The sequence below is a fragment of the Micromonospora parathelypteridis genome, assembly GCF_014201145.1.
Taxonomy (GTDB): domain Bacteria; phylum Actinomycetota; class Actinomycetes; order Mycobacteriales; family Micromonosporaceae; genus Micromonospora; species Micromonospora parathelypteridis.
Genome location: NZ_JACHDP010000001.1, coordinates 491,641 through 514,861, shown reverse-complemented (window position 1 = coordinate 514,861; position 23,221 = coordinate 491,641). Strand labels below are relative to the sequence as shown.

The 23,221-nt window shown below is 70.0% G+C and carries 21 protein-coding genes; 9 read left to right on the top strand and 12 right to left on the bottom strand.

What is annotated here, in order from left to right; translation table 11 throughout:
* Positions 1 to 31: 31 nt before the first annotated feature.
* The 7 genes from HNR20_RS02180 to HNR20_RS32590 form a co-directional block, all read right to left on the bottom strand.
* Positions 32 to 1,924 carry an ABC transporter ATP-binding protein gene (locus tag HNR20_RS02180; RefSeq protein ID WP_184175987.1) on the bottom strand — a complete coding sequence of 631 codons (1,893 nt, stop codon included), beginning with the start codon at positions 1,922 to 1,924 and terminating at the stop codon, positions 32 to 34.
* A 105-nt stretch (positions 1,925 to 2,029) separates the two neighbouring features.
* Positions 2,030 to 2,605, bottom strand: coding sequence for a DinB family protein (locus tag HNR20_RS02175; RefSeq protein WP_184175985.1), 576 nt, complete (start codon positions 2,603 to 2,605; stop codon positions 2,030 to 2,032).
* Between the two features lie 97 nt (positions 2,606 to 2,702).
* Positions 2,703 to 3,986, bottom strand: coding sequence for an HNH endonuclease signature motif containing protein (locus HNR20_RS02170; protein WP_184175984.1), 1,284 nt, complete (start codon positions 3,984 to 3,986; stop codon positions 2,703 to 2,705).
* 51 nt (positions 3,987 to 4,037) lie between these two features.
* A complete protein-coding gene (locus HNR20_RS02165) occupies positions 4,038 to 4,547 on the bottom strand; it encodes a pyridoxamine 5'-phosphate oxidase family protein (RefSeq protein WP_184175982.1) in 510 nt (169 codons plus the stop codon).
* Positions 4,548 to 4,744: 197 nt separating this feature from the next.
* Positions 4,745 to 5,092, bottom strand: coding sequence for a thioredoxin (gene trxA, locus HNR20_RS02160; RefSeq protein WP_308425511.1), 348 nt, complete (start codon positions 5,090 to 5,092; stop codon positions 4,745 to 4,747).
* Positions 5,062 to 5,454 (bottom strand): MerR family transcriptional regulator, encoded by a 393-nt coding sequence (locus tag HNR20_RS02155; RefSeq protein ID WP_184175980.1) that lies wholly within the window; start codon positions 5,452 to 5,454, stop codon positions 5,062 to 5,064. Before HNR20_RS02155 ends, trxA begins: the two co-directional genes overlap by 31 nt.
* 130 nt (positions 5,455 to 5,584) lie before the next feature.
* Complete coding sequence (locus HNR20_RS32590; protein WP_184175978.1) at positions 5,585 to 6,793, bottom strand: chitosanase; 1,209 nt, start codon at positions 6,791 to 6,793, stop codon at positions 5,585 to 5,587.
* 268 nt (positions 6,794 to 7,061) lie between these two features.
* On the opposite strand from HNR20_RS32590, the gene HNR20_RS02145 reads away from it, so the two are divergent.
* The 3 genes from HNR20_RS02145 (at position 7,062) to HNR20_RS02135 (ending at position 9,161) form a co-directional block, all read left to right on the top strand.
* Positions 7,062 to 7,661 (top strand): RNA polymerase sigma factor, encoded by a 600-nt coding sequence (locus HNR20_RS02145; RefSeq protein ID WP_184175976.1) that lies wholly within the window; start codon positions 7,062 to 7,064, stop codon positions 7,659 to 7,661.
* Complete coding sequence (locus tag HNR20_RS02140) at positions 7,658 to 8,404, top strand: hypothetical protein (RefSeq protein ID WP_184175974.1); 747 nt, start codon at positions 7,658 to 7,660, stop codon at positions 8,402 to 8,404. Before HNR20_RS02145 ends, HNR20_RS02140 begins: the two co-directional genes overlap by 4 nt.
* Positions 8,405 to 8,519: 115 nt before the next feature.
* A complete protein-coding gene (locus HNR20_RS02135) occupies positions 8,520 to 9,161 on the top strand; it encodes a hypothetical protein (RefSeq protein WP_184175972.1) in 642 nt (213 codons plus the stop codon).
* A 47-nt stretch (positions 9,162 to 9,208) separates the two neighbouring features.
* Here HNR20_RS02135 and HNR20_RS02130 read toward each other — a convergent pair whose 3' ends face one another.
* Positions 9,209 to 10,834, bottom strand: a complete 1,626-nt coding sequence (locus tag HNR20_RS02130; protein ID WP_184175970.1) for a glycoside hydrolase family 43 protein — start codon at positions 10,832 to 10,834, stop codon at positions 9,209 to 9,211.
* Between the two features lie 252 nt (positions 10,835 to 11,086).
* Between HNR20_RS02130 and HNR20_RS02125 the strand changes: the two genes are divergently transcribed.
* Entirely contained in the window at positions 11,087 to 12,118 is a 1,032-nt protein-coding gene (locus tag HNR20_RS02125; protein WP_184175968.1) for a LacI family DNA-binding transcriptional regulator, read from the top strand.
* 6 nt (positions 12,119 to 12,124) lie between these two features.
* Here HNR20_RS02125 and HNR20_RS02120 read toward each other — a convergent pair whose 3' ends face one another.
* Both HNR20_RS02120 and HNR20_RS02115 read right to left on the bottom strand, forming a co-directional pair.
* Positions 12,125 to 12,832, bottom strand: coding sequence for a SanA/YdcF family protein (locus HNR20_RS02120; protein WP_184175966.1), 708 nt, complete (start codon positions 12,830 to 12,832; stop codon positions 12,125 to 12,127).
* A 47-nt stretch (positions 12,833 to 12,879) separates the two neighbouring features.
* A complete protein-coding gene (locus HNR20_RS02115; RefSeq protein ID WP_184175964.1) occupies positions 12,880 to 13,422 on the bottom strand; it encodes a PadR family transcriptional regulator in 543 nt (180 codons plus the stop codon).
* A gap of 89 nt (positions 13,423 to 13,511) precedes the next feature.
* On the opposite strand from HNR20_RS02115, the gene HNR20_RS02110 reads away from it, so the two are divergent.
* The 3 genes from HNR20_RS02110 (at position 13,512) to HNR20_RS02100 (ending at position 17,913) form a co-directional block, all read left to right on the top strand.
* Entirely contained in the window at positions 13,512 to 14,657 is a 1,146-nt protein-coding gene (locus tag HNR20_RS02110; RefSeq protein ID WP_184175962.1) for a serine hydrolase domain-containing protein, read from the top strand.
* 263 nt (positions 14,658 to 14,920) lie between these two features.
* Entirely contained in the window at positions 14,921 to 16,987 is a 2,067-nt protein-coding gene (locus HNR20_RS02105) for a cellulose binding domain-containing protein (protein WP_184175960.1), read from the top strand.
* 113 nt (positions 16,988 to 17,100) lie between these two features.
* Positions 17,101 to 17,913, top strand: a complete 813-nt coding sequence (locus tag HNR20_RS02100) for an SAM-dependent methyltransferase (protein ID WP_184175958.1) — start codon at positions 17,101 to 17,103, stop codon at positions 17,911 to 17,913.
* Positions 17,914 to 17,919: 6 nt separating this feature from the next.
* On the opposite strand, the gene HNR20_RS02095 is transcribed toward HNR20_RS02100, so the two are convergent.
* Positions 17,920 to 18,900, bottom strand: coding sequence for a DUF559 domain-containing protein (locus tag HNR20_RS02095; RefSeq protein WP_184175956.1), 981 nt, complete (start codon positions 18,898 to 18,900; stop codon positions 17,920 to 17,922).
* Between the two features lie 386 nt (positions 18,901 to 19,286).
* On the opposite strand from HNR20_RS02095, the gene HNR20_RS02090 reads away from it, so the two are divergent.
* Both HNR20_RS02090 and HNR20_RS02085 read left to right on the top strand, forming a co-directional pair.
* A complete protein-coding gene (locus tag HNR20_RS02090; RefSeq protein ID WP_184175954.1) occupies positions 19,287 to 20,087 on the top strand; it encodes a helix-turn-helix domain-containing protein in 801 nt (266 codons plus the stop codon).
* On the top strand, positions 20,078 to 20,269 hold the full coding sequence (locus HNR20_RS02085; RefSeq protein ID WP_184175952.1) for a DUF397 domain-containing protein: 192 nt from the start codon (positions 20,078 to 20,080) through the stop codon (positions 20,267 to 20,269). Before HNR20_RS02090 ends, HNR20_RS02085 begins: the two co-directional genes overlap by 10 nt.
* Before the next feature lie 67 nt (positions 20,270 to 20,336).
* On the opposite strand, the gene HNR20_RS02080 is transcribed toward HNR20_RS02085, so the two are convergent.
* The gene (locus tag HNR20_RS02080) at positions 20,337 to 23,141 is read right to left on the bottom strand and encodes a M14 family zinc carboxypeptidase (protein ID WP_184175950.1); all 2,805 of its coding nucleotides are present in this window, start codon (positions 23,139 to 23,141) and stop codon (positions 20,337 to 20,339) included.
* Between the last annotated feature and the right edge of the window lie 80 nt (positions 23,142 to 23,221).

The following is a 23,221-nucleotide window of genomic DNA, read 5'->3' as shown; positions in this document are numbered from 1 at the left end:
ACGGGCGGCGACATCGGGTACGAGACGACTCTCAGATGCCGACTCGTTGCTCCTGCACCGTCGGCTGTTCCTGGTCGAACTGCGTGCGGTACAGCTCCTGGTAACGGCCGCCCGCGGCGAGCAGGTCGCCGTGTCGCCCGCGTTCGACGATGCGACCGTCCTCGACGACGAGGATCTGATCCGCCGCCCGGATCGTGGAGAGCCGGTGCGCGATGACCACGCTCGTCCGACCGGTCAGGGCTTCGGCGAGGGCCTCCTGAACCGCCGCCTCCGAGGTGGAGTCGAGATGCGCGGTGGCCTCGTCGAGGATGACCACGCGCGGACGGGCCAGCAGCAGCCGCGCGATGGTGAGCCGCTGCCGTTCCCCGCCCGACAGGCGGTATCCGCGTTCACCGACGACAGTGTCGAGTCCGTCCGGCAGGGAGCGGATCAGGCCGTCCAGCCGGGCCCGCCGGAGCACCTCCCACATCTCGTCCTCGGTCGCGTCCGGCTGAGCGAACGCCAGGTTGGCGCGGACGCTCTCGTGGAAGAGGTGCCCGTCCTGGGTCACCACGCCCAGCGCGGTCCGGATCGACTCGGCCGACAGATCGCGTACGTCGATGTCTGCGAGCTTCACCGCGCCGTCCTCGACGTCGTACAGGCGTGGCACGAGCTGCGCGATCGTCGACTTGCCCGCCCCGGACGAGCCGACGAGGGCGACCATCTGCCCCGCTTCGGCGCGGAACGACACGCCGTGCAGCACCTCATCGCCGCCGCGCGTATCGAGCTTCGCCACATCCTCGAGAGACGCGAGCGACACCTTGTCCGCCGACGGGTAGCCGAACCGTATCCCGTCGAACTCGACCGCGACCGGCCCCTCGGGAAGCGGGCGGGCGTTGGACCTGTCGAGGATCAGCGGCTTGAGGTCGAGGACCTCGAACACCCGCTCGAAACTCACCAACGCGCTCATCACCTCGACCCGGGCGCTGGCCAGCGATGTCAGCGGCGCGTAGAGCCGCGACAGGAGCAGCGCGAGGGCGACCACGGTCCCGGCGTCGAGGCTGCCCCGTAGGGCGTAGATACCGCCCAACCCGTAGACCAGGGCCAGCGCCAGTGAGCCGACCACGGTGAGCGCGGTGATGAAGACCCACTGGAGCATCGCGGCTCGGATGCCGATGTCGCGTACCCGTCGTGCCCGCGCCGCGAACTCGGCGGACTCCTCGGCCGGACGCCCGTACAGCTTGACCAGGGTCGCGCCGGGTGCGGAGAAGCGCTCTGTCATCCGGGTGCTCATGGCCGCGTTGTGCTCGGCCGCCTCACGCTGCAACCGGGCGAGCTTCGAACCCATCCGCCGGGCCGGGAGGACGAAGATGGGCAGCAGGACGAGCGCCAGCAGCGTGATCTGCCAGGAGAAGGTGAGCATCACGGCCAACGTCAGGATCAACGTGACCGCGTTGCCCACCACACTCGACAGGGTGTCGCTGAAGGCCCGCTGTGCGCCGATCACGTCGTTGTTCAGGCGGCTGACCAGCGCACCCGTGCGGGTCCGGGTGAAGAACGCCACCGGCATCCGCTGAACGTGGTCGAAGACCGCCGTCCGCAGCTGGACGATCAGCCCCTCACCGATGCTCGCGGAGAGGAACCGCGTCACCAGACCCAGGCCGGCCTCGGCAAGGGCGATCAGGGCGATCAGCACCGCCAACCGGATCACGACGCCGCTGGCGGCGCCGTCGACGATCGCATCGACCACCCGACCCGCGAGTACGGGCGCCGCAACCGTGAGAACCGCGGTCACCACGCTCAGCAGAAGGAACCTGATGAGCAACGTCCGGTGTGGTCGCGCGAACTGCGCGATGCGCCTCAAGGTGGCCCGTGACAGTGGTCGCTCGTCCTGCGCGTTCATCGCGTGGTGCAGAGACATCCACGCGGTAACTTCCATGCTCATGCCGTACCTCCGATACCGGAGGCTAGGACCTCACCCGAGCTTGAGGTCAAGTCACCGCGCCGGAATGCCGCATCCGTCAGATGGCTTCCATGATCGACGGAAGACCTAGCTGCTGCGTTTGCTGGCGTCGAGGGCCGCCTGTTCCACTCGCTGGCGGTAGTCCAGCCACCAAGGCTCATCAGCGGGGGGCAGGTTGTCGTTCCTGGGCAGCAGCCCGGCCGCGCCGTCGATGAGTTCGCGCACGATGTCAGCGTGGCCGGCATGCCGTTGTGTCTCCGCGATGACGTGGACCAGGACGTGGTGCAACGTGACCGCCGCATCGCCCCACCACGGCACGCGGCCGACGTCGTCCAGCGCCAGGGCTTCAATGGTGGTGTCGGCGTGGGCGATCGCGCGACGGTACAGCGCGACGATCTCCTCGCGGGTTTCCTCCGCGGTCGCCCACATGTCGGCATTGGTCTCCGCCCCGTCGCCGACATACGGCAGCTCCTGCTCGAACGGTCGGCCGAACACGACGCCGAAGTAGAGGATCTCCATGGCCGCCGAGTGCTTCACCAGACCGAGCAAATTGGTCGCGGTCCGGGTCAACGGACGCCGAATGTCGTACTCGCTGAGCCCGTCGAGCTTCCACAGCAGCGCGTCGCGGCCGCCCGTCAAGTAACTGCGCAGGTCCGCCTTCATCGCGGCACTATGGCATTCGGTTGGGTGTCGGCGCTGCCCCGGACGATCCACGGGGCGGCTCGTCGGCCCGACAAAGGTGATCGCCTCGCTGGTGTGTCTATCTGCGTCGGTGGTAGTGGTTGCGGCGGGGGAGTTGTTCGGGGTCGAGCCAGGCGGGTGGGATGAATTCCGGGTGGCCGTTGCCGCCTAGCTGGACGGTCCAGTCGCTGTGGTGGAGGTGTCGGTGGTGGTGGCCGCAGAGCAGGACGGCGTTCGCCAGACACGTTGGACCGCCTTCGGCCCAGTGGTGGATGTGGTGGGCGTCGCACCAGCGGGGTGGGCGGTCGCAGCCGGGGAAGGCGCAGCCGCGGTCGCGCAGGACCAGGGCGCGCCGTAGCGGGCCGGTGATGAGCCGTCGTTGTCGGCCCACGTCGAGTGGTTGGCCAGTTCCGGCGAGGACGGCGGGCAGGATGGTGGCGTCGCAGGCGAGGCGGCGCACGGTTTCCGGGGTGAGTTGAAGACCGGTGTCGAGGGTGCCCGCGCCGAGTGGGAGGCCGGTGTCCAGGCTGCCGCTCTGCAGTTGCCGGGCGAGGCTGTCGTAGCTGGTGGTGACGACGATCTGGGCGGGGCCGCCGCCGTGTTCGGGTAGCTCGCTGGTGCGCAGCGCGAGTCGGAACACGTCGCTGAGGGCATCATGGCGGCGTTGCCCCGGGGAACGCTGATCGTCTGGACCGCTTGGCGCGGTCAGCGGGTCGATGGCGGCACGCAACAGGCCGGCGGTCTCCGCGTCGAGGGTGCCGCTGAGCCGCAAACGACCACCGGTCTGCTCGGACAGGGTGAGGTGCCGGTCGCGGGCAGCCCGCAGGGCTTCGGCGTCCAGTGCTGCCGCAGCGGCGGCGTCGGCGATGTCGGGGGCGACGTGGTCGAGGATGCGGGTGCTGAGTTTGCGCAGGAGGGCGGGGTCGAACTGCCCGGCCCAGTCGACCAGCACACCGATGGCTTTGTCGGCGGCCTCCGCGCCGGCCGACATGTGCACGGTGGTGACGGTGTCGGCGATGACCCGAGCCTGGTCGAGAGTGATGTCGGCGCTGGCCAGTGCGTGTCGTACCCCTGGGTTGCCAATGTCGAGCGCGGCGGCGAGGTCGACGAGCCGGCGGGCGGTGGGGACGGTGAGGCGGAGCCGGTCGCGCAGCCAGACCGCAGTGCTGGAGGCGCCCTGTGCGCGGGCGGTGCCGCGGGCGTCGAGCTCGCGGATCAGGGCGAGTTTTACGGCGGCGAGGCGTTGCTCCAGGCGGTGCGCGGCGTCGAGCGCGGCGATCAGCTCGTGCTCGGCCAGGGCCCAGGCGGCGGCATTGACGCAGGCGGCGACGGCGTCGTCTGCCTGCGCCAACTCCTCAACCATGACCCGAGATTAGAACAGGTGTACGACAGGAAGTTCGGCCGACAGGTATCTTCAGCGACGCCAGAACTGGCGTGGCGCGAAGCCCTCACGTCGCAGCCAATGCTCGGTGTAGACAATCCGCTCCGCTTCGATGACCACGAGGGTGTCCTCGGGCGGCTCGGACAGCAGTCGTCCCCGCTCGGCGTGCTCGTTCTCCCAGCGGAACGCCGCCCAGTAGTGCGCGTGGTCCGGCTGCTGCGGGTCAAGCACCCTGGCCGTTCCGAACAGTTGGGCGCCGCGGCTGCTGGCCAGCCCGACCAGCGGCGCGAAGATGCCGACGGACACTCGTGCGTCGGCGGCGATGTTGCGCATCTTCGGCGAGCGTGGCGCGGCGGTGAAGAGCACCGCGAAGCCGAGCGGGTAGTACCGCACCGGTGTGGCCAGCGGCCCGTCCGGACCCGTGGTCGCGAGCACGCACATGTTCTGCGACGACAGTAGGTTGAGAATGCGCTCGTCAAGTCGTTCACGATCGAGCCGCTTCGTCGGCGTGGGCCCGGACAGCCACGGATTCGTCAACGGCATTCGATGGCCTCGATCATGGCGAGCACCCTACCCGGGTAGCCTGCCACCAAGATCGGCAGAACGCCCCCGGCCCGGCGGGGCGGGGGAAGGTGGGGTCGAGGCCCGCGTGCGAGGCGGTGCGGTTGACGGCACGCGCAGCGCCGGCAGGTACGCGGCCAGCACGTTGCCCGGCTTGGTGCTCGTGTACGCCTCGACGGTCACAGGCCGGCGTGCATGGTCAGGCTCTGCCGCAGGTGGAGCTTGGGCCTGGACCCGACGACCGAGCCGACGACCTCGCCCCCACGGAACACCAGCAGCGTCGGCAGGGACATGACTCGGTAGCGCCGCGTGGCCTGCGGATTGTCGTCGGAGTTGAGCTTGGCGATGACCATCCGGTCGCCGAACTCCTGTGCCAGCTCGACGAGGCTCTTCTCGATCATCTTGCACGGCGGGCACCACTCCGCCCAGAAATCGACCACGACGGGCCGGTCGCTGGCCAGCACCAGCTCGGCGAACGTGTCGTCGGTGACGGTGATCAGGGAGCTGACGCTCGTTTCCTGGGGCATGTTTCCTCCCGGTGCGCGATGGCGTGGGTGAGCTGGGTGTGCAACTGCTGACGGACCGCTCCGAGCCGATCGAGGTAGTCGTCGACCTCGGCGAGCTTGCGTCGCAGCACCAGCACGGAATCCGGACAGACGTCACCGGACGCATTGCCCGCTCGCATGCAGGCGACGAACGGGCGGACGTCGTCGAGGCCGAAGCCGACGTCGAGCAGCGCCCGGATCTCCCGGACGACCCGCAGCTCCGCCTCGTCGTAGACGCGGTAGCCGTTCGCCGAGCGCTGTGGGTGTACCAACCCGCGGGCTTCGTAGTAGCGCAGCGTTCGGGTGCTCGTGCCGGCCCGTTCCGCCAGCTCGCCGATCAGCATCAGACCTCCTCGACCAGCCTGTCGCGACCAGGCTAAACCTTGTCGTCAGCGTCAAGGCAAGGCTGCTCCCGGCCCCGCGCACAGCTCAGGGCGCCGCGAGGCGGCGCCCTGAGCGTCTGCGGGTTTCGGACTAGCCGATGCGGAACTGTTGACCGTAGACGGCGAACGCCAGCGGGGTGTTCAGGTTGAAGTTGCCGTTGTTGAGGAACACCCGCTGGGCCGTGTCGACGCGGGAGGTGTCCGAGTGGGCCGCCTCCTTCTTCATCTCGATGACCCGCTCGTCGAGGAAGGCGTTGAGCCAGGTCCGCTCGTCGCCACCCTGCGCTGGGGGCTTCGCTCGAGCGAGGGCGCGGTTGCGGATCTGGCGCATCCCCTCGTAGCCGTGCATGACCGCCGCGTCGTAGTAGGCGAACTGGCCGAGCGCCCGGACCTGGTCGTTCTTGCCGTCGCGTACCGATGGGTTGAAGTAGACCCGGTCCCGCTCGGACTCCTGCGCGGCCCGGAACGCCGAGTCGTTGGCCGCGGTCCGCCAGTCGCGGGGGAAGTTGGGGTCGAGGCCCGCGTGCGAGGGGGTGCCGTTGACGGCCCGCAGCGCCGGCAGGTACGCGGCCAGCACGTTGCCCGGCTTGCTCTGCGTGTACGCCTCGACCAGTTCGAGCATGTCACCCGTGCCGGAGCAGAAACCGATGATGCCGGCGGTGTAGCCCCGACCGTCGCCGATGTCCTCGATGTAGGAGAACTGCGCGCGCCAGTCGAGCGACGAGTTCTCCGCAGCCGAGACGAGCTGCATGGCGACGTCCTTCTTCGCCGGGTCGTCGAGGTTGGTCCCGGTCGGAGTGGTCGGCGTGGGGGTGGGGGTGCCACCGCCGGGCAGCGTCCACCGCTGGTTGGTGGTGCCCCCGCAGGTCCAGATCTGCAACCGGGCGCCGTTCGCGGTGCTCCGGTCGGTGACGTCGAGACACTTGCCGGAGCCGGTGTTGACGAGCGCGCCGTTGCTGGCGGTCCACTTCTGCGCGGCGGTGTTGTTGCAGTCGTACAGCTGCACCTTTGCCCCGTTGGTGGTCGACGCGGCAGTGACGTCGAGGCACTTGCCGAGCGCGCGGATCGAGGCGTCGGTGTTACCGACCGTCCACGTCTGGGCAGCGCTGCCGTTGCAGTCGTAGAGCAGGACCGGCGTGCCGTTGGCCGGGTTGGCGCCAGCGACGTCGATACACTTGCCGCCGAGGCCGGTGATCGGACCGGCTGTCGCGGCGCTCGCCGACGGCAGGCCGTAGCCGACAGCGGCCACGCCGATCAGCAGGGTGCCCACTACGTAGGCGGCTGTTCTCTTGTGAACCATGGTGTTCCTCGGGGAAGGGGCGGCATGCCGCCGGCCGGTCGGTGGCCCGGCGCGGCGGTTCAGCCCCGGCGGGCACCGCGAGCATCAGGAAACTGTATTAACAAATACCAGTACGTCGATATGTCGTCAAACGGTGACCGCGAGGCGTGACGAAGCCTGTTCACCTCGTCGTTGGCGAGGCGTGCGGAAGGGTGGCTATCGTCGGGCGGCAACGAATCAGCGGGCCGGTCCAGCGGAACCAGCGCCGCCCGACGGACAGAGAATGGTCATGGAGTCGAGTCTGCGTGCCCGGGTGCGAGCCGGTGATCCCGGCGCGTTCGCCGAGCTCTTCGACCATTACGCGCGTTCGGTGTACAACCACGCGTTCCGGCTGACCGCCGACTGGGCCGCGGCCGAGGACGTCATGGCCGCCACCTACCTGCAGGCCTGGCGCTCCCGGGAGCGGGTCAGCGAGGAGGGCGGGTCGCTGCGGCCCTGGCTGCTCGGCATCGCCACCAACGAGGCCCGCAACCACACCCGCAGCAACCGCCGGTACCGCAGGGTGGCCGCCGCGCTGCTCGCCGCCGACGTCACCCTGCCCGATCATGCCGACGAGGTCGCCGGGCGGCTTGACGACAGCCGACGCATCGCCGCCGCGATCGACGCGTTGACCCGGCTGCGCCGGCCCGAGCGCGAGGTGCTGACCCTGTGCCTGTGGGAGGGCCTGGACTACGAGTCCGCAGCCGAGGCGCTGGGCGTTCCGGTCGGCACGGTCCGGTCCCGGCTGTCGCGTGCCCGCGCCCGGCTCCGTACCCTCGTCGACGCCCCGCCGCGCGCCTCGCGGCCGCCGGTCGTGGACGCCTCGCTCGTGCGGGAGGGCAGCCAGTGAGCACGCCGGACCCGGCCGAGTGGTCGGACCTCGCCCCGCATCCCGGTGACCACAACCTGCCGGCGGGCCGGCACGAGCTGCACCGGAGCCGCCTGCTGGCGGCGATCGCGCAGGAGACGCGTACCCGAAAACCAGCCCGCGCTCCTCTGCGGCCCGCACTCGCGGCGGCGGCGCTGGTCCTGGTCGTGGTTGGGGTCGGTGCCGGGCTCGCCACGACGTCCGGCGACGAACCGTCGGCCGCGCTTCCGTCACCCGCCGCGAGCAGTCCGACCGCGCTTCCGTCACCCGATGCGAGCAGCCCGGCCGCGCGGTCCGCGCCGCCGGACGCGGTCGGCAAGATCCGTGCGTACGGCACGGTGCGCCAACTCACCGACACGGCCGACCTGGTGGTCCGCGGGGAGGTGGTGTCGGTGGCCGATGGGCGGGCCGTCTACCGGGTGGCCGAGGTGCTCTACCGCGCGCCGGACGCCCCGCTGTCCACCGAGATCACACTGCTGGCGGAGTCGGCCGGGAGGCCCGGCCAGCCGACCGTCCTCTACCTGGCTCTCAGTGACCCGGAGGTGCGCGGCTACGCCCCGCTCAGCGGTGACTTCGGGATCTTCGACGTCGCCGGGGACAGGGCCACCAGCCGGTCGCCGATCAGGTCGGTGACCGGGCTGCGCACCGAGGACGCCACCTTGGCGGGTCGTGCGTTCGTGACCACCCTGCCGGAGCTTCGTCAGGTCGCGCGGGAGCGGGGCTGAAGCCCGGAAAAAAAAGATGGAACTCGGTGCCCGGACCGCACAGATAGATGGCGTAAGCAGTGCCACGTTCCGGGCGCGACGACCCGGGGCGGCACCGAGACGCAAGGAGCGTTCCATGGCAGTCGACCTCCGCCGTACCCGGCCTCTGTGGGCCACGGCCGCCGCCGTGCTCGCCGCGGCGGCGTTGTCCGCCTGCGGCAGCGGTGGCGCCGCCGACCCGGTCGCCGCACCCACCACGAGCAGCGCCGCCACGCCGACCGCCGCCACGCCGACCGCCGCCACGCCGACCGCCGTCGCGCCCCCGCCGATCAAGGGCAAGCTGCGCGGGTACGGCACTGTGCAGCAGCTCAGCGAAACCGCGGACCTGGTCGTACGCGGAGAGGTCGAGGCGGCCGGGCTCCGGGTCGACGAGGTGCTGCACGCGGCGACCGGATCGCCCGTGCGGGCCGGGGCGCGGATCACGCTCGCCCCGCTGCTGCCCGCCGGTGCGCCGGAAGTGGCGCACATGTCCAAGCTCGAGACGGGCCAGGTCGTGGTGCTCTACCTCTCCCAGGACCCGGTGGCCCCGGTGTTCCGGACGCTCAGTGGCGACTTCGGCGTGTTCGACGTGACCGGATCCGGCGACGACGCGGTCGCGGCGACGCGTTCGCAGGCGATGGCCGTCAGTGGCCTGCTCGCCGAGGACCCGGCCGCGTCCGGCCACGGTTTCCGCACCACCCTCGGCCAGTTGCGCGCCGTCGCCGCCCAGGTCAAGTAGCACCGCGGGACCGCGGACGGCACCCGGCCCGGGTGCCGTCCGCGTGGTCAGTGCTCCCGGTAGGTGGCCTGGTCGAAGTCGGCGTACACGCCGTCGCCGCCGAGATCCTGCACCCACAGGCCGACGAACGCCCCGGTGAAGCCCCAGGCCGCCGGTTCGCCATCGATGATCAGCGCGGCGTGTTCGTCGGACAGGATGGTCGCGTCCAGGTCGACCGGTAGCCGCTGCCAACCGGCGCCGAGGTCGTACTCGAAGCGCACCACCGGCCCGTCGAACACGGCCCGCAGACCAACCCGTGTGACCCCGCTGACGTCCACGCTCAGATCGGGGTACGGGGTGCGCCGCCCGTTGTCGGAGCTGAGCAGCTCCAGCACCGTCCGCCCGTCGTCGGCGCGGGTCAGGTAGAGGTGGTGCCAGTTGAGGGTGTTGTAGTAGGCGGTGATCCCGGCGAGCTGACGGTGGTCGACCGGGTCGAACTCCACCACGGTCTCCAGCGAGCAGTGCGTCGCGCCGACGCGCCGCGCGACCAGGCTGGGGGCCTGTCGACCGACCGGTGACTGCCCGCCGTGGACGCGCAGGTGCGATGGACGGGACCGCAGGTCGATCCAGTCCGGGGTGGCCGGCCGGCGCAGCGTCGACCAACACAGACCCAGCTCGGCGGCGTCGAAGTCGTCGGTGGCGGGCTCCGCCGGCCACGGGTGCGCGGGCAGGGCGGGTGCGACCACCTCGTCTGCTGGCACCCCTCCGGCGATCCGGGGCCAGCCGTCCGACGGCCACTCGACCCGCTGGATCGCGGTTTCCCGGCCCAGCACGCAACTGCCCAGCGGGGAGTAGGGGCGGCCCACCAGGTGGGCCAGGTACCACTCGCCGTCCGGGGTACGAACCAGGCTGCCGTGGCCGGCCTTCTGCAAGCGCAGGTCGGGCCGGCCGACGGAGCTGAGCAGCGGCCCGTCCGGGTCCACCTCGTACGGCCCGAAGAGCTCCCGGGACCGCGCCACGGTGACCTGGTGCTCCCAACTGGTGCCGCCCTCGGCGGTGATCAGCCAGTACCAGCCGTCGTGGCGGTACAGGTGCGGGCCCTCGGTGACCCCGACCGGCGTACCGGTGAACAGGATGCGGGGCCGGCCGACCAGGCGGCGCGCGGCCCGGTCGTACTGCTGGATCTCGATGCCGCCGAAGCGGTCCCGGCCGGGTCGCCAGTCGGCGCTCATGCTCAGCAGCCAACTCGTGCCGTCGTCGTCGTGGAACAGGGCGGCATCGAACCCGCGCCCGTGCAGTTTCACCGGATCCGACCAGGGGCCGGCGATGTCCTCGGCGGTGACCAGGAAGTTCTGGGGGTCCCAGTAGCCGCTGGCGAAGCTGGCCACGTCGCTGTAGACGAGGTGGAACTGACCGTCGTGGTAGGTCAGGTCGGGTGCCCACACCCCGTTGGAATCGCCGCAGCCGCGCAGGTCGAGCAGGCGGCGGTCGGTGATGATCCCGCCCAGGGCGCGCCAGTCCACGAGATCTCGCGAGTGGTGTACGCGCACCCCCGGGTACCACTCGAAGGTCGAGGTGGCCAGGTAGTAGTCGTCGCCGACGCGCAGGATCGACGGATCCGGGTGGAACCCGGCGAGGACGGGATTGCGGATCGACCGGGCAGCGGTCGCCACGTTAGCGATGTCGGTCGACACGAGGGCTCCTCTGTGCGGCGTACTGGAATTTCCGGAAAATCGCGGTCCAGGATCACTGGAAGCGCTGCCTACGCTAGCCGGTCCTTTCGCAATAGGACAGAGGTATTGACCGTGGCGGCGGCAGCTCGTAGCGTGCCGGCCATCGATCGGTATTACCGGCTACGCATTGAAAGTTCCGGAGATCCACGTTGGCGCCCTGCCGGCTCTACCGGCGTGCAGGCCCGAAGCTTCCAGCAGGACGAAGGGGGGACCGTGGGCGCCGAGAACGGCCGAAACGTCACCATCGCCATGATCGCGCGGCTGGCCGGTGTCTCCGTGCCCACGGTTTCCCGGGTCATCAATGGCCGCTCCGACGTCGCGCCCGACACCCGGGAACGCGTCGAGGCCCTGCTCAACCGGCACGGCTACCGCCGGCGGTCACCGGCCCGGCGCACCGACGCCGCCCTCATCGACCTGGTCTTCAACGACCTGGACAGCCCCTGGGCCGTGGAGATCATCCGCGGGGTGGAGGACGTCGGACAGACCAGCGGCGTCGGCACCGTCGTATCGGCCATCCACTGGCGCATCTCCTCGGCCAAACAGTGGCTCGACAACATGCGTACGCGCTCCACAGAGGGCGTCATCTTCGTGACCTCGATGGTGAACCCGCCGTTGCAGGCCGAGCTGCGCCGGCTCCACCTGCCGGTGGTCATCATCGACCCTGCCGGCGTCGACCCGCAGGAATCACCCACCATCGGCGCCACCAACTGGGCGGGCAGCCTGAGCGCCAACCAGTACCTGATCAGCCTCGGCCACCGCCGCATCGGCTTCATCGCCGGCCCACCGCACCTGATGTGCAGCCGGGCCCGGATGGACGGCTACCGGGCTGCCCTCGGCGCTGCCGACATCCCCGTCGACGACACCCTCATCCGCCCCGGCAACTTCTATCACGAGGCCGGTTTCAGCGCGGGTCTGCAACTGCTGGGCCTGCCCGACCCGCCCACCGCCATCTTCGCCTCCAGCGACCAGATGGCGCTCGGCGTCTACGAGGCGGTCCGTAAACGCGGCCTACGGGTGCCCGACGACATCAGCGTGGTCGGCTTCGACGACCTGCCGGAGGTCCGGTGGTGCTCCCCGCCGCTGACCACCGTCCGACAACCCCTGGCCGAGATGGGCATGTTGGCCGCACGGACCGTGTTGCGCCTCGCCGGCGGCGAGAAGACCGAAAGCCCTCGGGTCGAGCTGGCCACCGAGCTCATCGTGCGCGACAGTGCCGCGCCACCACGGCGAGCGGCAGCGTCCTGACCGTCGTCAGGCCGCGCGGAGGGCGTCGTCGACGCCCGTCTCCCGGCGGCCGAGGTGCGCCGGGTCCCGACCGGAGAGCAGGTCCAGCGCGGCCTTCAGGCAGGCGCCGTTCTCGCGGGAGGAGCTGATCCGCCACGTCTGGGCGTAGCGCTTCGCGGTCTCGTCACCCACCCCGGTGGCATCGATGCCGAGACCTCTGCACAGTGCCACGGCGCGGGGGAGGTGGAAGGACTGGGTCACCACCGTCGCGCGCCGCACCCCGAAGATGCGCTCGGCCCGCGCACACGAGTCGTACGTGTCGAAACCGGCGTAATCGAGCACCACCTTGCGCGCCGGTACGCCCCGGTCGACCAGCCAGCCCAGCATCGCGGCGGGCTCGTTGTAGTCCGCGTTCATGTTGTCACCGGACACCAGGATCGCCCGCACCTTGCCGCCCACGAACAGCCGTCGCGCGATCTCCAGCCGGGCGGCGAGGAACGGCGACGGGCTGCCGTCCGCGTCCACCTTGGTCCCGAGCACCAGGGCGACCGGCGCATCCGGCACGGAAGCCTCGCTGTAGATGTGGCCGTCCGCGGCGTCGCGGATCCACCGCACGCTGGCCAACGTGCCGCCGGTCAGCAGCACCGCACCAACCACCAGAGCGACGAGCGTGCGGCGAACGAACGGCCGGCGCTGCGCGTACCACCGCCTGAGCGCACCGAATCGTCCCCGCATGACGTTAGGTTATGCGGCTCGCGTTCGTGCAATCGCCGCCCCCCGGGCTACCTCTGGCTCGGCGGCTCGTACCGGTCGACGTAATCGCGGAACCAGTTGAGCGTGAAGCGGTGCGCCGCGATGCCGTAGTCGAGCGTTGCGCGCTGATGGGTGGCGAGGTCGCGGTGCTCCGCGGAGATGTCCAGGTTGTTGAGGTGCTTGTCAAGGGTCGAGAGTCCGGCGAGGTCGACCTCGATGCGCGCCGTGATTCGGCGCAGCACCGGTACGCGTTCGACTGGCTCCAGGAGGCCGAGGAAGTAGAGCCTGGACAGCGCAGCGGTTTCCAGACTGGACCCAGTCAGCTCCTCTGTCATCCATGTGTGGAACGCCTGGCGACCAGCGTCGGTGACGCGGTACACCTTCCGCCCCCGGCCCCCGGCTTCGATGCTGGCGACCTCGATGAGCCCTCGTGCGAGCAGGGTGTCCAGCGCCCGCTTGATGCTGCCCGAGCTGGCGCTGTAGAAGTGTGCGACGCCGGCCTCGAATCCTTTGATGAGGTCGTAGAAGCTCTGCTGGGCGATCAGGAGCAGACCGAGGATCACATGGGCCATTGGCCGAGTCTAAGCCGTTGCCTCTCATAGACATATCTAGTAGACATGTCAGTGATCGGCTCGGGGAGATGGGGACAGGGAGCATTCACGTGACATTGCCGCTTGCCACGACCCCGGCTCCTGACAATCACGTGCCCGCCGACGTCGACGCGCGGCTGACAGGCCTGCTGGAGAACCTCGTCGCGCGACGCGGTATACACCATGTCAACCTCGCCCTCAGCAGCGGCGACGGGAAGCGGCGCTGGTCCGCTGCCTCTGGCCCTGCCGCTGCCGACGATCACCCGCTGCGTCCCGATACCCCGTTCTTCATCGCGAGTGTCACCAAGCGTTTCATCATCGCGCTGGTGCTGCAGGCATACGAGCGCGGCGAGCTCGACTTGGCCGTGGCGATCGACCGCTATCTACCAGCGGAGACGATCGCAGGACTCCATGTCCTTCGGGGAATCGACCGGACGTCCGAGATTACGGTGCGTCACCTCGCGAGTCACACGTCCGGGTTGCCCGACCACTTCGAGAAGCGTCGTGCAGGCCTGAGCTTGTATGAGCGGCTTGCCGCCGGTCAGGATCTGGCCTGGACCTTCGACGACACAATGCGGACCACGCGCGAGCAGCAGCGCCCGCACTTCGAGCCGCAGGACCTCAACGCCGCTCGGCAGAAGGCCCGCTACTCCGACACCGGATTTCAGCTTCTCATCCGCATCGTGGAGACGGTGACCGATCGGTCGTTCGCCGAACTGCTGACCGAACGGATCATCGGCCCCCTCGGCCTGACGCACACCTGGCTTCCGGGACATTGCCCGCCGGATCCGGCGACCGCAATGCCGTCGTCCCTCTACGCGAAACGGCGCCGCGTGGAACTGACCTCGATGATCGAATCCTGCAACGATCTGTTCAGCACTACCGGCGATCTCCTCACCTTCCAGCGAGCGCTGCTTGACGGCAAGCTCTTCAGTGACGCCCGCTCACTGGAACTGCTCACCGAGCGGCGCAACCGGCTGCGCAACATCCCCGTCCTCCGGTACGGACTGGGCACCATGTTCTTCACGGTCGGTCGGCTCATGGCGCCGCGGCGCGGCCCGGCCACGCTCGTCGGTCACTCGGGAGCCACCGGAACGTGGCTCTTCCACTGTCCGGAGCTCGACCTGCATTTGGTCGGCACCGTTGACCAGACCAAGGGGCAGGCCATCCCCTTCCGGTTTATGGCACGCTGCCTGAGCGTCTGGCGAACGTGTTGACCGCCGCGGTCGTCACGCTGCTGGCTGCGGCCACTGTGCGTAGGCGCCGTAGTGGCCGCGGCGAGGACGACGACGTGTAGTGCCCCTTGAGATCCTCGATCCGACCATGACATTCTTGTGCGTCGATGACGAGCCGCGCGCGCGGGGCTGATGTCCGTCCAAAGGGCAGCCGGGATCCAGTACGGATCCCGGGGGACGGCGGCACGACCGATGGACCTCCGTGAGCCATCCGTCCACCCATTGCCGCGAAGGAAGCCCAGCCCATGCCCATCCCGAAAAGGCGCGCGTCCCTTCTGGTGAGCCTGCTGCTCGCCGTGACCGCGCTCTCCGGCATCAATCCACCGACCGCCAGCGCCGCCCCCGACCCCGTCACCGTGACCGTGACCGTCAACGCCCGCGCGGGGCTGGCGACCGTGCCCGACACCGCGTTGGGTGTCAACCACGCCATCTGGGACCAGAACCTGGGCACCGCCGAGACGTCGGACCTGCTACGCGACGCTGGCGTGCAGATGATGCGCTACCCCGGCGGCTCCTACGCCGACATCTACCACTGGAAGGACCACACCGCTCCCGGCGGGTACGTCGCGCCGAACACCGACTTCGACACCTTCATGGCGGCCGTCCAGCGGGTCGGCGCCCAACCGATGATCATTGCGAACTACGGCACCGGTACGCCCGCCGAGGCCGCCGACTGGGTGCGCTACGCCAACGTGACCAAGGGCTACGGCGCGAAGTTCTGGACGGTCGGCAACGAGAACTACGGCAACGGGCACTACGGGTCGGCCTGGGAGGCCGACGACCACCCGGACAAGAGCGCGACACAGTACGCGCGGCTGGTCATCGAGTACGCCGACGCGATGAAGGCGGTCGACCCCAGCGTCAAGGTCGGCGCGGTGTTGACGATGCCGGGCAACTGGCCGGACGGGATCACCGCCGGCAGCGACCCGGGCTCGTGGAACCAGACCGTGCTCTCCCTCGCCGGCGGAAAGATCGACTTCGTGGACGTGCACTGGTACCCGGGTGGCACCGCCGCGGAGTCGCTGGCCCGCACCAGCCACATCCCCGACGCGACCTACCTGCTGCGGCAGCAACTCACCCGCTTCGCGGGCCCGAACGCCGCGCGCATCGGCATCAGCTTCACCGAGCTGAACGTCGGCGTCGGCCAGAACACCCAGCCCGGGGCGCTCTTCCTGGCCGACGCGTACAGCGGCCTGCTGGAGAACGGTGTCTTCACCGCCCACTGGTGGAACGTGCACAACGGCATCGGCACCGTGACGCAGGTGGCCGGACAGACCGACTACGGCGACTTCGGGATGCTCTCCAGCGGCACCTGCACCGAGGACGGCTCGGTCTGCGAGCCGCCACTGAACACCCCGTTCGCGCCGTACCACGGGCTGACCATGATGAAGCTGTTCGCCAGGGCCGGCGACCAGTTCATCCGCGCCGGCACCGACGACCCGCTGGTCACCGCACATGCCGTCCGGCGGGGCAACGGTGACCTCGCCGTGCTGCTGGTCAACAAGGACCCGGACGCGGCGCATCAGGTCGCCATCGACTACTCCGGGTTCACACCGTCCGGTGCCGCGCCGACGGTCTCCACCCTCACCAACGGTGCCAGCGGCATCGCCACCAGCCAGTCCGGCACCGCGACGAGCCGGACGCTGCCGGCGTACTCGCTGACCACGCTCGTGCTGCGCGCGGCCGGCGGAACCAGCGGCCGTCCCACGGCGCCGGGCCAGCCCACCGCCAGCGGCGTCACCGACCGCGCCGCGACGATCTCCTGGCCGGCCGCCGCACCGGGCGGCAGCCCGATCGCCAAGTACGAGGTGCACCGGCAGAACGGTGCGGTCAGCGAGCAGCTCGGCGAGACGACGGCCACCTCGTTCACGGTCGGCAACCTGGTGCCGGGCAGCAGATACACCGTCAACGTGCTGGCTCGCGACACTGCCGGCCGGGTGTCCTGGGCGTCACCGCCGCTCACCTTCGCCACCGGCAGCCCTGCCTCCGGCGCGTGCACCGTCCGCTTCACCACCAACAGCGACTGGGGCAACGGCTACATCGGCGGCGTCGAGATCGTCAACAACGGGACCGGCCCGATCAACGGCTGGACCCTCACCTGGACCTGGCCGACCGGCTGGCAGCAGGTGAGCAGCGGGTGGAGCGCCACCTGGGAACAGGTTGGCACCGCCGTGCGGGTCACCCCCACCGACGACAATCGGCAGATCGCCGCCGGTGGCAGCGTGAGCGCCGGATTCGTCGGCGCGTACAGCGGGCCGAACGTGCTGCCCACGACGTTCACCCTCAACGGCACCGTCTGCGCGACCGGCTGACACCACCACCGCGGTCCGGCCGGCCCGTTCACTCGGGCCAGCCGGTCGCACGGTCAACCCATCACCCGGCAGGACGTTATGCTGCGGGATCGACGGGGGAGAGGCAGTCAGTCATGACGCAGTCGGAGTCCGAGGTCGGCCTGCAACCTGACAAGCCGAACGCGGCGAGGATGTTCGACTACTACCTGGGCGGCAAGGACAACTTCGCTGCCGACCGGGCCGCCGCCGAGATGGTGTTGCAGGTGGCGCCATGGATGCCCGAGGCCGCCCGGCAGGGCCGTGACCTGATCGCCCGGACGGTCCGCCACCTCGTGCAGGAGAAGGGCATCCGGCAGATCCTCGATCTCGGTTCCGGGCTGCCGACGCAGGACAACGTCCACGAGATCGCCCACCGCATCGATCCGGACGTGCGCGTCGTCTACGTCGACAACGACCCGGTGGTCTGCGCGCACGGACGCGCCCTGCTCGCCGACTCGAAGACGGTGTCGGTGGTGCAGGCTGACCTGCGCCACCCTGAGCAGGTCCTCGACCACCCGGAGATCGGCGCCGCGATCGACCTCGGCAGCCCCGTCGCGGTGCTGATGATGTTCGTGCTGCACCTGGTGCCCGACGAGCAGGACCCGCAGCGAATCGTGGCGACCTACCGCGACGCCCTCGCCCCCGGCAGTTACCTGGCGCTGTCGCACGCCAGCACCGACGCGCACCCGGACCTGATGGCGCGGATCTCCGCGATCTACGAGCGCGCCAACGCTCCGTTCGTGCCGCGCAGCCACTCGGACATTTCCCGGTTCTTCGGTGACTTCGTCCTTGAGCCGCCGGGCCTGGTCAACATGTGGCCGCACGTCGAGCCGCCGCCCACCGAGGACCCGAGCGTCGCCCGCACCGGCTACAGCGGCGTCGCCCGCAAGCCCGAGTGGAGCGAATAGCCGGGGTCAGTGCCGTGCGGGGTCGGGGTGGCGCAGGGGCGAGGTTGGGGTCCAACCCGCCGCGACGAGGGCGCGGCGCACGGTCTCGGCGACCTCGTCGGGGCGGGCGCGGACAAGCCAAGCCGGGAAGCGCAGAATCCGGTCGCCGCTGGTCCAAACGTCGTTCTGCCGACGCATGTCGGCCGCCCACTGCCGGGCGTCCATGTGATGCGCGCCGTCGATCTCCACCTGCACCCGCCACTCTCGCCAGTACGCGTCCAGCCACCGGTTCCGGCCCGCCGCGTCGACCCGGTGCTGCTGCAGGTCGGGGGCGGGAAGCCGGTGCCGGCGGCACAGCCGCAGGAAATCGATCTCGGAGAGCGCCTGGGCACCGCCCGCGATGTCGCTGATGGTCTGCCCGATCAGCCGCCGGCGGGGCGCCCGAGGGAGGACGTCGAGCACCGCCTGCAACTCGTCGGACAGCACCCGGCGCTGCTGGCAACCGGCGGCCAGCAACCCCTGCGCCTCGTCCACGCCAACCGCCCAGCCCGCTGCGTCCACGATGGCTCTGGCCGTGGTGGTACGCGGCGGGCGAGCGAGTTGACGATGAGACTCGGGCAGCACCGATGTGCGATGCACCAACACCGCGGGCATGTCGATCGGAAGTGAACGCAGGGTGGTCCGCGCGGCGCGGCGGGCTGCTGGCACCAGCACGTGCAGCGGCTCATGCCGCAGTCCCCGTACCCCGGCTTCCGCCGCGGCGGTTACGCCGGCCAGCACCGCCCCCGGCCCGGCTGCCAGCACTGCCACCCAGAGCTGTTGGTCGCGGGTGAGTCGGCCATTGCCGGCCAGCAGGATGCCTCGGCAGATCGACCGCCAGCGCCCGGAGCGGATCCGCCCACGCACTGCGCCCTCGCTGAGGAGCCCCGAGACCTGCGCGGTCGTCAGCACGCCGGCCTGCTCGAAGACGAGCCAGTCGAGTGCGTCGGCGTCATCGGCGGGCAGCATCCCGACAGCTTCCGCCGCCGGGCCGCCGCCACGCCACCAGATCTTGGACAGTTTCCGTTACCTGTTAACGGAAACTGTCCAAGATCTGCGCGGATATCGTGCTGGTGCTGCGGTCGCGCGCGGTCCGCTAGCGGGCGGAGGCCCAGGGGGTGTCTCCTCGAGCTCGCGTGGGGAGTGGCTGCCCCGTGAGTGCTCGCCCAGAAGGGGCGGCCCCGGTGCGAACACGCCCGCCGGGTCTCGGGCCCTCCACCGACCGCGCCGTTGGTGACACTCTGCTGTGGAACCAACTACGCTCGGACGGTGGGTCGCTGGTTCGGGCTGAGCTGGCGAAACGTTCCACGCCGGACGGCGGCGTGAGTAGTCGATCTTTCGGTTTGGGGTTGTGAATGGCCGACTTACCGCACCCACTCGCCGCCTTCATCGTCGGAGAAATCCGCCGCGCCCGAGGGGCTGCCGGGATGACACAGGAGGCCTTCGGCCGGGGCGCTGGCTTTAGCGCATCGCACGTCAGTGCCGTGGAGGGCGAGACGCGGGCGCTGACGATGGACTTCATCAAGGGCGCGGACCGGGCGTTCAAGAACGGCGGGCTGTTCGAGCGCATGGTGGGCAAGCTCGGCGCCCCGTCCTGGTTCCTGCCGTGGCTCGACGCCGAGCGCACGGCGACGCAGTTGAGGTCCTTTCAACCGAACCTCGTTCCGGGCCTGCTCCAGACGGAGGCCTACGGCCGCGCCGTCATCCGCTGCAACGAGACATTGAGCGAGGATGAGGTCGAGAAACGGCTCGCACATCGGATCGACCGGCAGGCGATCCTCACGAAGACGAACGCCCCGCAGTTCGTCACCGTCATCGCCGAGTCGGTGCTCCGCCGCGCCAGTGCGGACTTCCAGGACACCATGGCCGGGCAGATCAAGCAGTTGACCACCCTCGCGGAGCGGCCGAACATCAGCGTTCACGTGTTGCCGGACGAGGTCAGCATGCACGTCGGCCTGACCGGGCCGTTCAGCCTGGCCCGGCTGCCCGATCACAAGTGGGTGGCGGAGATGGAGAACCAGCTCGGCGGGGTTGTCGTCGATCGGGACGACGATGTAGATACCCTCGTGTCGAGGTGGGAGATGGTTCGCAGCGAGGCGCTGCCCCGCCGCCAGTCACTCGTTCTGATGAAGGAAGTGGAGACGTCATGGACCTGATCGACGCTGTGTGGCGTACGTCCACCCGCAGTGGCTCCGGCGGCGGCAACTGCGTCGAGGTTGCGGACAACCTGCCCGGCGTCGTTGGTGTGCGGGACTCGAAGGACCCCGAGGGGCCGGCCCTGGTCTTCGGGCCGGTTGCCTGGCGGGCGTTCGTCACCGAGGTCGCCCGGCAGTCATAGCCCCAGAAACGCGCCGAAGCGCCCGCCCCCGGGTTGAGGGGACGGGCGCTTCGCCGTGCGGGATCTGTCAGCCGACCACCGACCGTAGTGGCACCTTGGCGGCGTTCAGCGCGCGTACCAGATCTCTGGCGAACGGGTGTTCGTCCACCTGGAGTCCCTGGGGGTTGGGGATCACCACGTACGCCGAGTCGCCCTTCGCGGACGCCTGGGCGTCCGTGCTGAACCGTCCGACGATGGCCTGCGTGCGCGGCAGGTCCGCCGCGGCGACCTCGATGGTGATCGGCCGCCATCCGCCGCCCAGGTCCGGTGCCACCGGCGCGGCGGCGGCGCTGGCGCGCGCCGGGTCGATGCCGGCCGTGCGCCGAGCGTCCGGCGCCGCGCTCGCCGGGTAGAGCAACGCGTTGGCCACCAGGTGCAGACCATTTTCGTTGTACGCCCGGAAGAGCGGATTGAACGCGAACAGCACCGCCCGACCGGCGCCGGTCGGCTCGTCGACGACGGCTGCCGTGCCCTTCAGCGCCTCCGCCCCGACGGTGTAGCCGTTGGCCCAGAACGTGTCACCCGCCGGGTAACTGAGCACATTGGTGCCGGTCGTGGTCGGGTTGAGGATCGGGTCGCTGTTGTTGAACTCGAAGTCCTCCGCAGGGCGGCCCAGCGCGACCGGGCTGGAAGTGTCGACGTCGACCCGCAGGTGCGAGCCGATCACCAGGTAGTCGGCTGGCTTGGTCTTCTCGGTGGTGGAGGTGAGCCCGGCGGCGCGGGCCACCCGGGTGCCCTCGTTGCGCAGCCCGATGTACGTGTGGCCCTGGGCGATCCAGGCGCGCAGGTTGGCCTGCCCGGCGGCGGTCAGACCGCCGGTCGCGCTGCTCCCGTCCGGCACCAGCAGCACCGTGCGCCCGGTGAACGCCTCGGTGTTGTCGTTGATGTCGGCCGTGGTGACGGGGGAGAGGTCGAGCCCCCACCGCTTGCCGAGCACGTAGCGGGCCTCGCCGTGGGAGCCCGACGTGGTGGAGATGCCGGCGCCCTGGAACAGCCCGACCTCCGGCCGGGCGAGTGCGGTGCCGGTGGGGCGTCCGCCCGGGGTGAGAGTCACTCCGAGTGATTCGGCCAACTCGTCGACCGTACGGCTCAGCTTGGTGGCCGGGATCGCGACCCGGCTGGTTTGCAGGTCACGCACGAGCGGCACACCGCGGCCGAGCAGGGTGAACGTCAGCTCCGCGGCGGCCGCCGAGTCCAGCGGGTACGTGTAGGAGCCCCACGGCCACGCTGGCGCGGCCCGGCCGCCGGAGATCCCCCGGACCAGCTGGGCCTTCGGCCGGACGTTGTCACCGGTGTAGAGGGTGGAGACGCCCATCAGCAGCGGGTTGCTCCAGGACGACACGTCGTAGAAGTACGGGAACGGGACGTACGGATCCTCGCCCATGACGGCCTGGATCCAGTGCTTCTGCGGTTGGTCCATCGGGATCCAGTACGCGCCCTTCGGCACCGTCACGTTGCTGGCCGTCCGGCCGCCGAAGACCCGCGCGTTGGGCACCCGGGTGGGCTTCTGCACCTCGTAGACCTCGACGTCCATGCGGCGCAGCCGTTCGACGAGCTGGCGGACATCGGCGAGCTGCCGGTCGGGCAGCAGGAAGTACGAGCGGATCTTGATGTCGGGCACCGGGAACTGGACCTCGTTGGTGGGCTGCACCACCTCGTTCGGCTCCAGCGTGCCCGCCCTGCCCTGGGCGAGCGCGTCGGTCCAGATGTCGAAGTAGCCGTCCAGCACCTCGCGCTTGTTCGCGGCGGCCCAACCGAGCGTCGACCACTGGGTGTTGAACTGCTGCTGGACACGGTCGGCCACCGCCGACGTGCTGCCCTTCTCATACGTCATGCCGGCCGCGCCGAAGCCGGTGGTCGGCACCGTGTCGCCGTAACCCATGAAGAACATGTCGTACGTGTCGTAGTTGAAGTAACACTCGGTGGTGACAACCTCGTCGCAGGCGCCGTTGAAGCCGAAGCCCGCCTTGTTGGCCTCGCCGATCCGGTTGATCCAGTCCACCGCCTCGCCGGAGATCTCGTGGTGGATCGGGTCCGCGTTGGGCGGGAAGAAGTACTGGCGGCCACCCATCTCGTGGGCGTCGATGAAGACCTGTGGCGGGTAACGGCGCAGCAGTTCGAGCTTGCCGTCAGTCTCCTGCTGCGTGCGGGCGAACCAGTCCCGGTTCAGGTCGAAGCCGAACTCGTTCTGCCGTCGGGTCGCGTCGCGCCCGTCCGGGTTCTGGGTCGGGACGATGATGGTGACCAGGTTGTCGTTGCGCTGTTCGACCGCGCAGGACAGGCCGGCGGCCAACTCGTACAGCGTCTTGAGCGCGGCGTCGGCGCCGCTCTTCTCGCCGCCGTGCACGTTCGCGGTCACCCAGACGATGGCCGGGCTGTCCTTCGCCGTCCGGGCGGCCGTCCGCGCGCTGGTCCGGCGCGGGTCACGCAGGTCCCGGACGTCGTCGGCGATCTCGCGCAGCGCGGTGGGCCGCACGTTGCGCTCGTTGGACACCACCGCGTACGGCAGCGGCTGCCCGAGCACGCTGGTCGCCAGCACGCCCGTGACGACCCGGTCCGAGGCGCCGTCCACGGCCCCGAGGTACGCGCGGACCTCGTCGTTGGTGACGACCCGCTCCTGACCCACCCCCAGTGGGAAGCCGAGGACGGCCTCCGGGGTGGGCACGGTGCTCAACCGGGCGGTCGGGTCGTTGCGGCAGGGGGACGGCCGGGCGGCGCTCGCGGCGGACGTGCCGCTGAGCAGGGGGGTCATGCCGAGTAGGAGCGCGATCGTGGCGGCACTCGCCAACCGCTTCGGAGGGACCGTCCAGAACGGACGCGACGATGGGGCCATGTCTCGGGTTCCCTTCCTGGGGGAAAGCCTCGCAGTGGCCGGAGCCTATGAACCGTCGATGCGGCGGTCAAGGTCTGATC

Coding starts and splice junctions, on each gene's coding strand:
- HNR20_RS02105 (WP_184175960.1), top strand. CDS start 14,921: ATGCCCATCCCGAAAAGGCGCGCGTCCCTTCTGGTGAGCCTGCTGCTC.
- trxA (WP_308425511.1), bottom strand. CDS start 5,092: ATGCCCCAGGAAACGAGCGTCAGCTCCCTGATCACCGTCACCGACGAC.
- HNR20_RS02120 (WP_184175966.1), bottom strand. CDS start 12,832: ATGCGGGGACGATTCGGTGCGCTCAGGCGGTGGTACGCGCAGCGCCGG.
- HNR20_RS02080 (WP_184175950.1), bottom strand. CDS start 23,141: ATGGCCCCATCGTCGCGTCCGTTCTGGACGGTCCCTCCGAAGCGGTTG.
- HNR20_RS02155 (WP_184175980.1), bottom strand. CDS start 5,454: ATGCTGATCGGCGAGCTGGCGGAACGGGCCGGCACGAGCACCCGAACG.
- HNR20_RS02135 (WP_184175972.1), top strand. CDS start 8,520: ATGGCAGTCGACCTCCGCCGTACCCGGCCTCTGTGGGCCACGGCCGCC.
- HNR20_RS02090 (WP_184175954.1), top strand. CDS start 19,287: ATGGCCGACTTACCGCACCCACTCGCCGCCTTCATCGTCGGAGAAATC.
- HNR20_RS02095 (WP_184175956.1), bottom strand. CDS start 18,900: ATGCTGCCCGCCGATGACGCCGACGCACTCGACTGGCTCGTCTTCGAG.
- HNR20_RS02100 (WP_184175958.1), top strand. CDS start 17,101: ATGACGCAGTCGGAGTCCGAGGTCGGCCTGCAACCTGACAAGCCGAAC.
- HNR20_RS02115 (WP_184175964.1), bottom strand. CDS start 13,422: ATGGCCCATGTGATCCTCGGTCTGCTCCTGATCGCCCAGCAGAGCTTC.
- HNR20_RS02145 (WP_184175976.1), top strand. CDS start 7,062: ATGGAGTCGAGTCTGCGTGCCCGGGTGCGAGCCGGTGATCCCGGCGCG.
- HNR20_RS32590 (WP_184175978.1), bottom strand. CDS start 6,793: ATGGTTCACAAGAGAACAGCCGCCTACGTAGTGGGCACCCTGCTGATC.
- HNR20_RS02175 (WP_184175985.1), bottom strand. CDS start 2,605: ATGAAGGCGGACCTGCGCAGTTACTTGACGGGCGGCCGCGACGCGCTG.
- HNR20_RS02165 (WP_184175982.1), bottom strand. CDS start 4,547: ATGCCGTTGACGAATCCGTGGCTGTCCGGGCCCACGCCGACGAAGCGG.
- HNR20_RS02085 (WP_184175952.1), top strand. CDS start 20,078: ATGGACCTGATCGACGCTGTGTGGCGTACGTCCACCCGCAGTGGCTCC.
- HNR20_RS02170 (WP_184175984.1), bottom strand. CDS start 3,986: ATGGTTGAGGAGTTGGCGCAGGCAGACGACGCCGTCGCCGCCTGCGTC.
- HNR20_RS02180 (WP_184175987.1), bottom strand. CDS start 1,924: ATGAGCATGGAAGTTACCGCGTGGATGTCTCTGCACCACGCGATGAAC.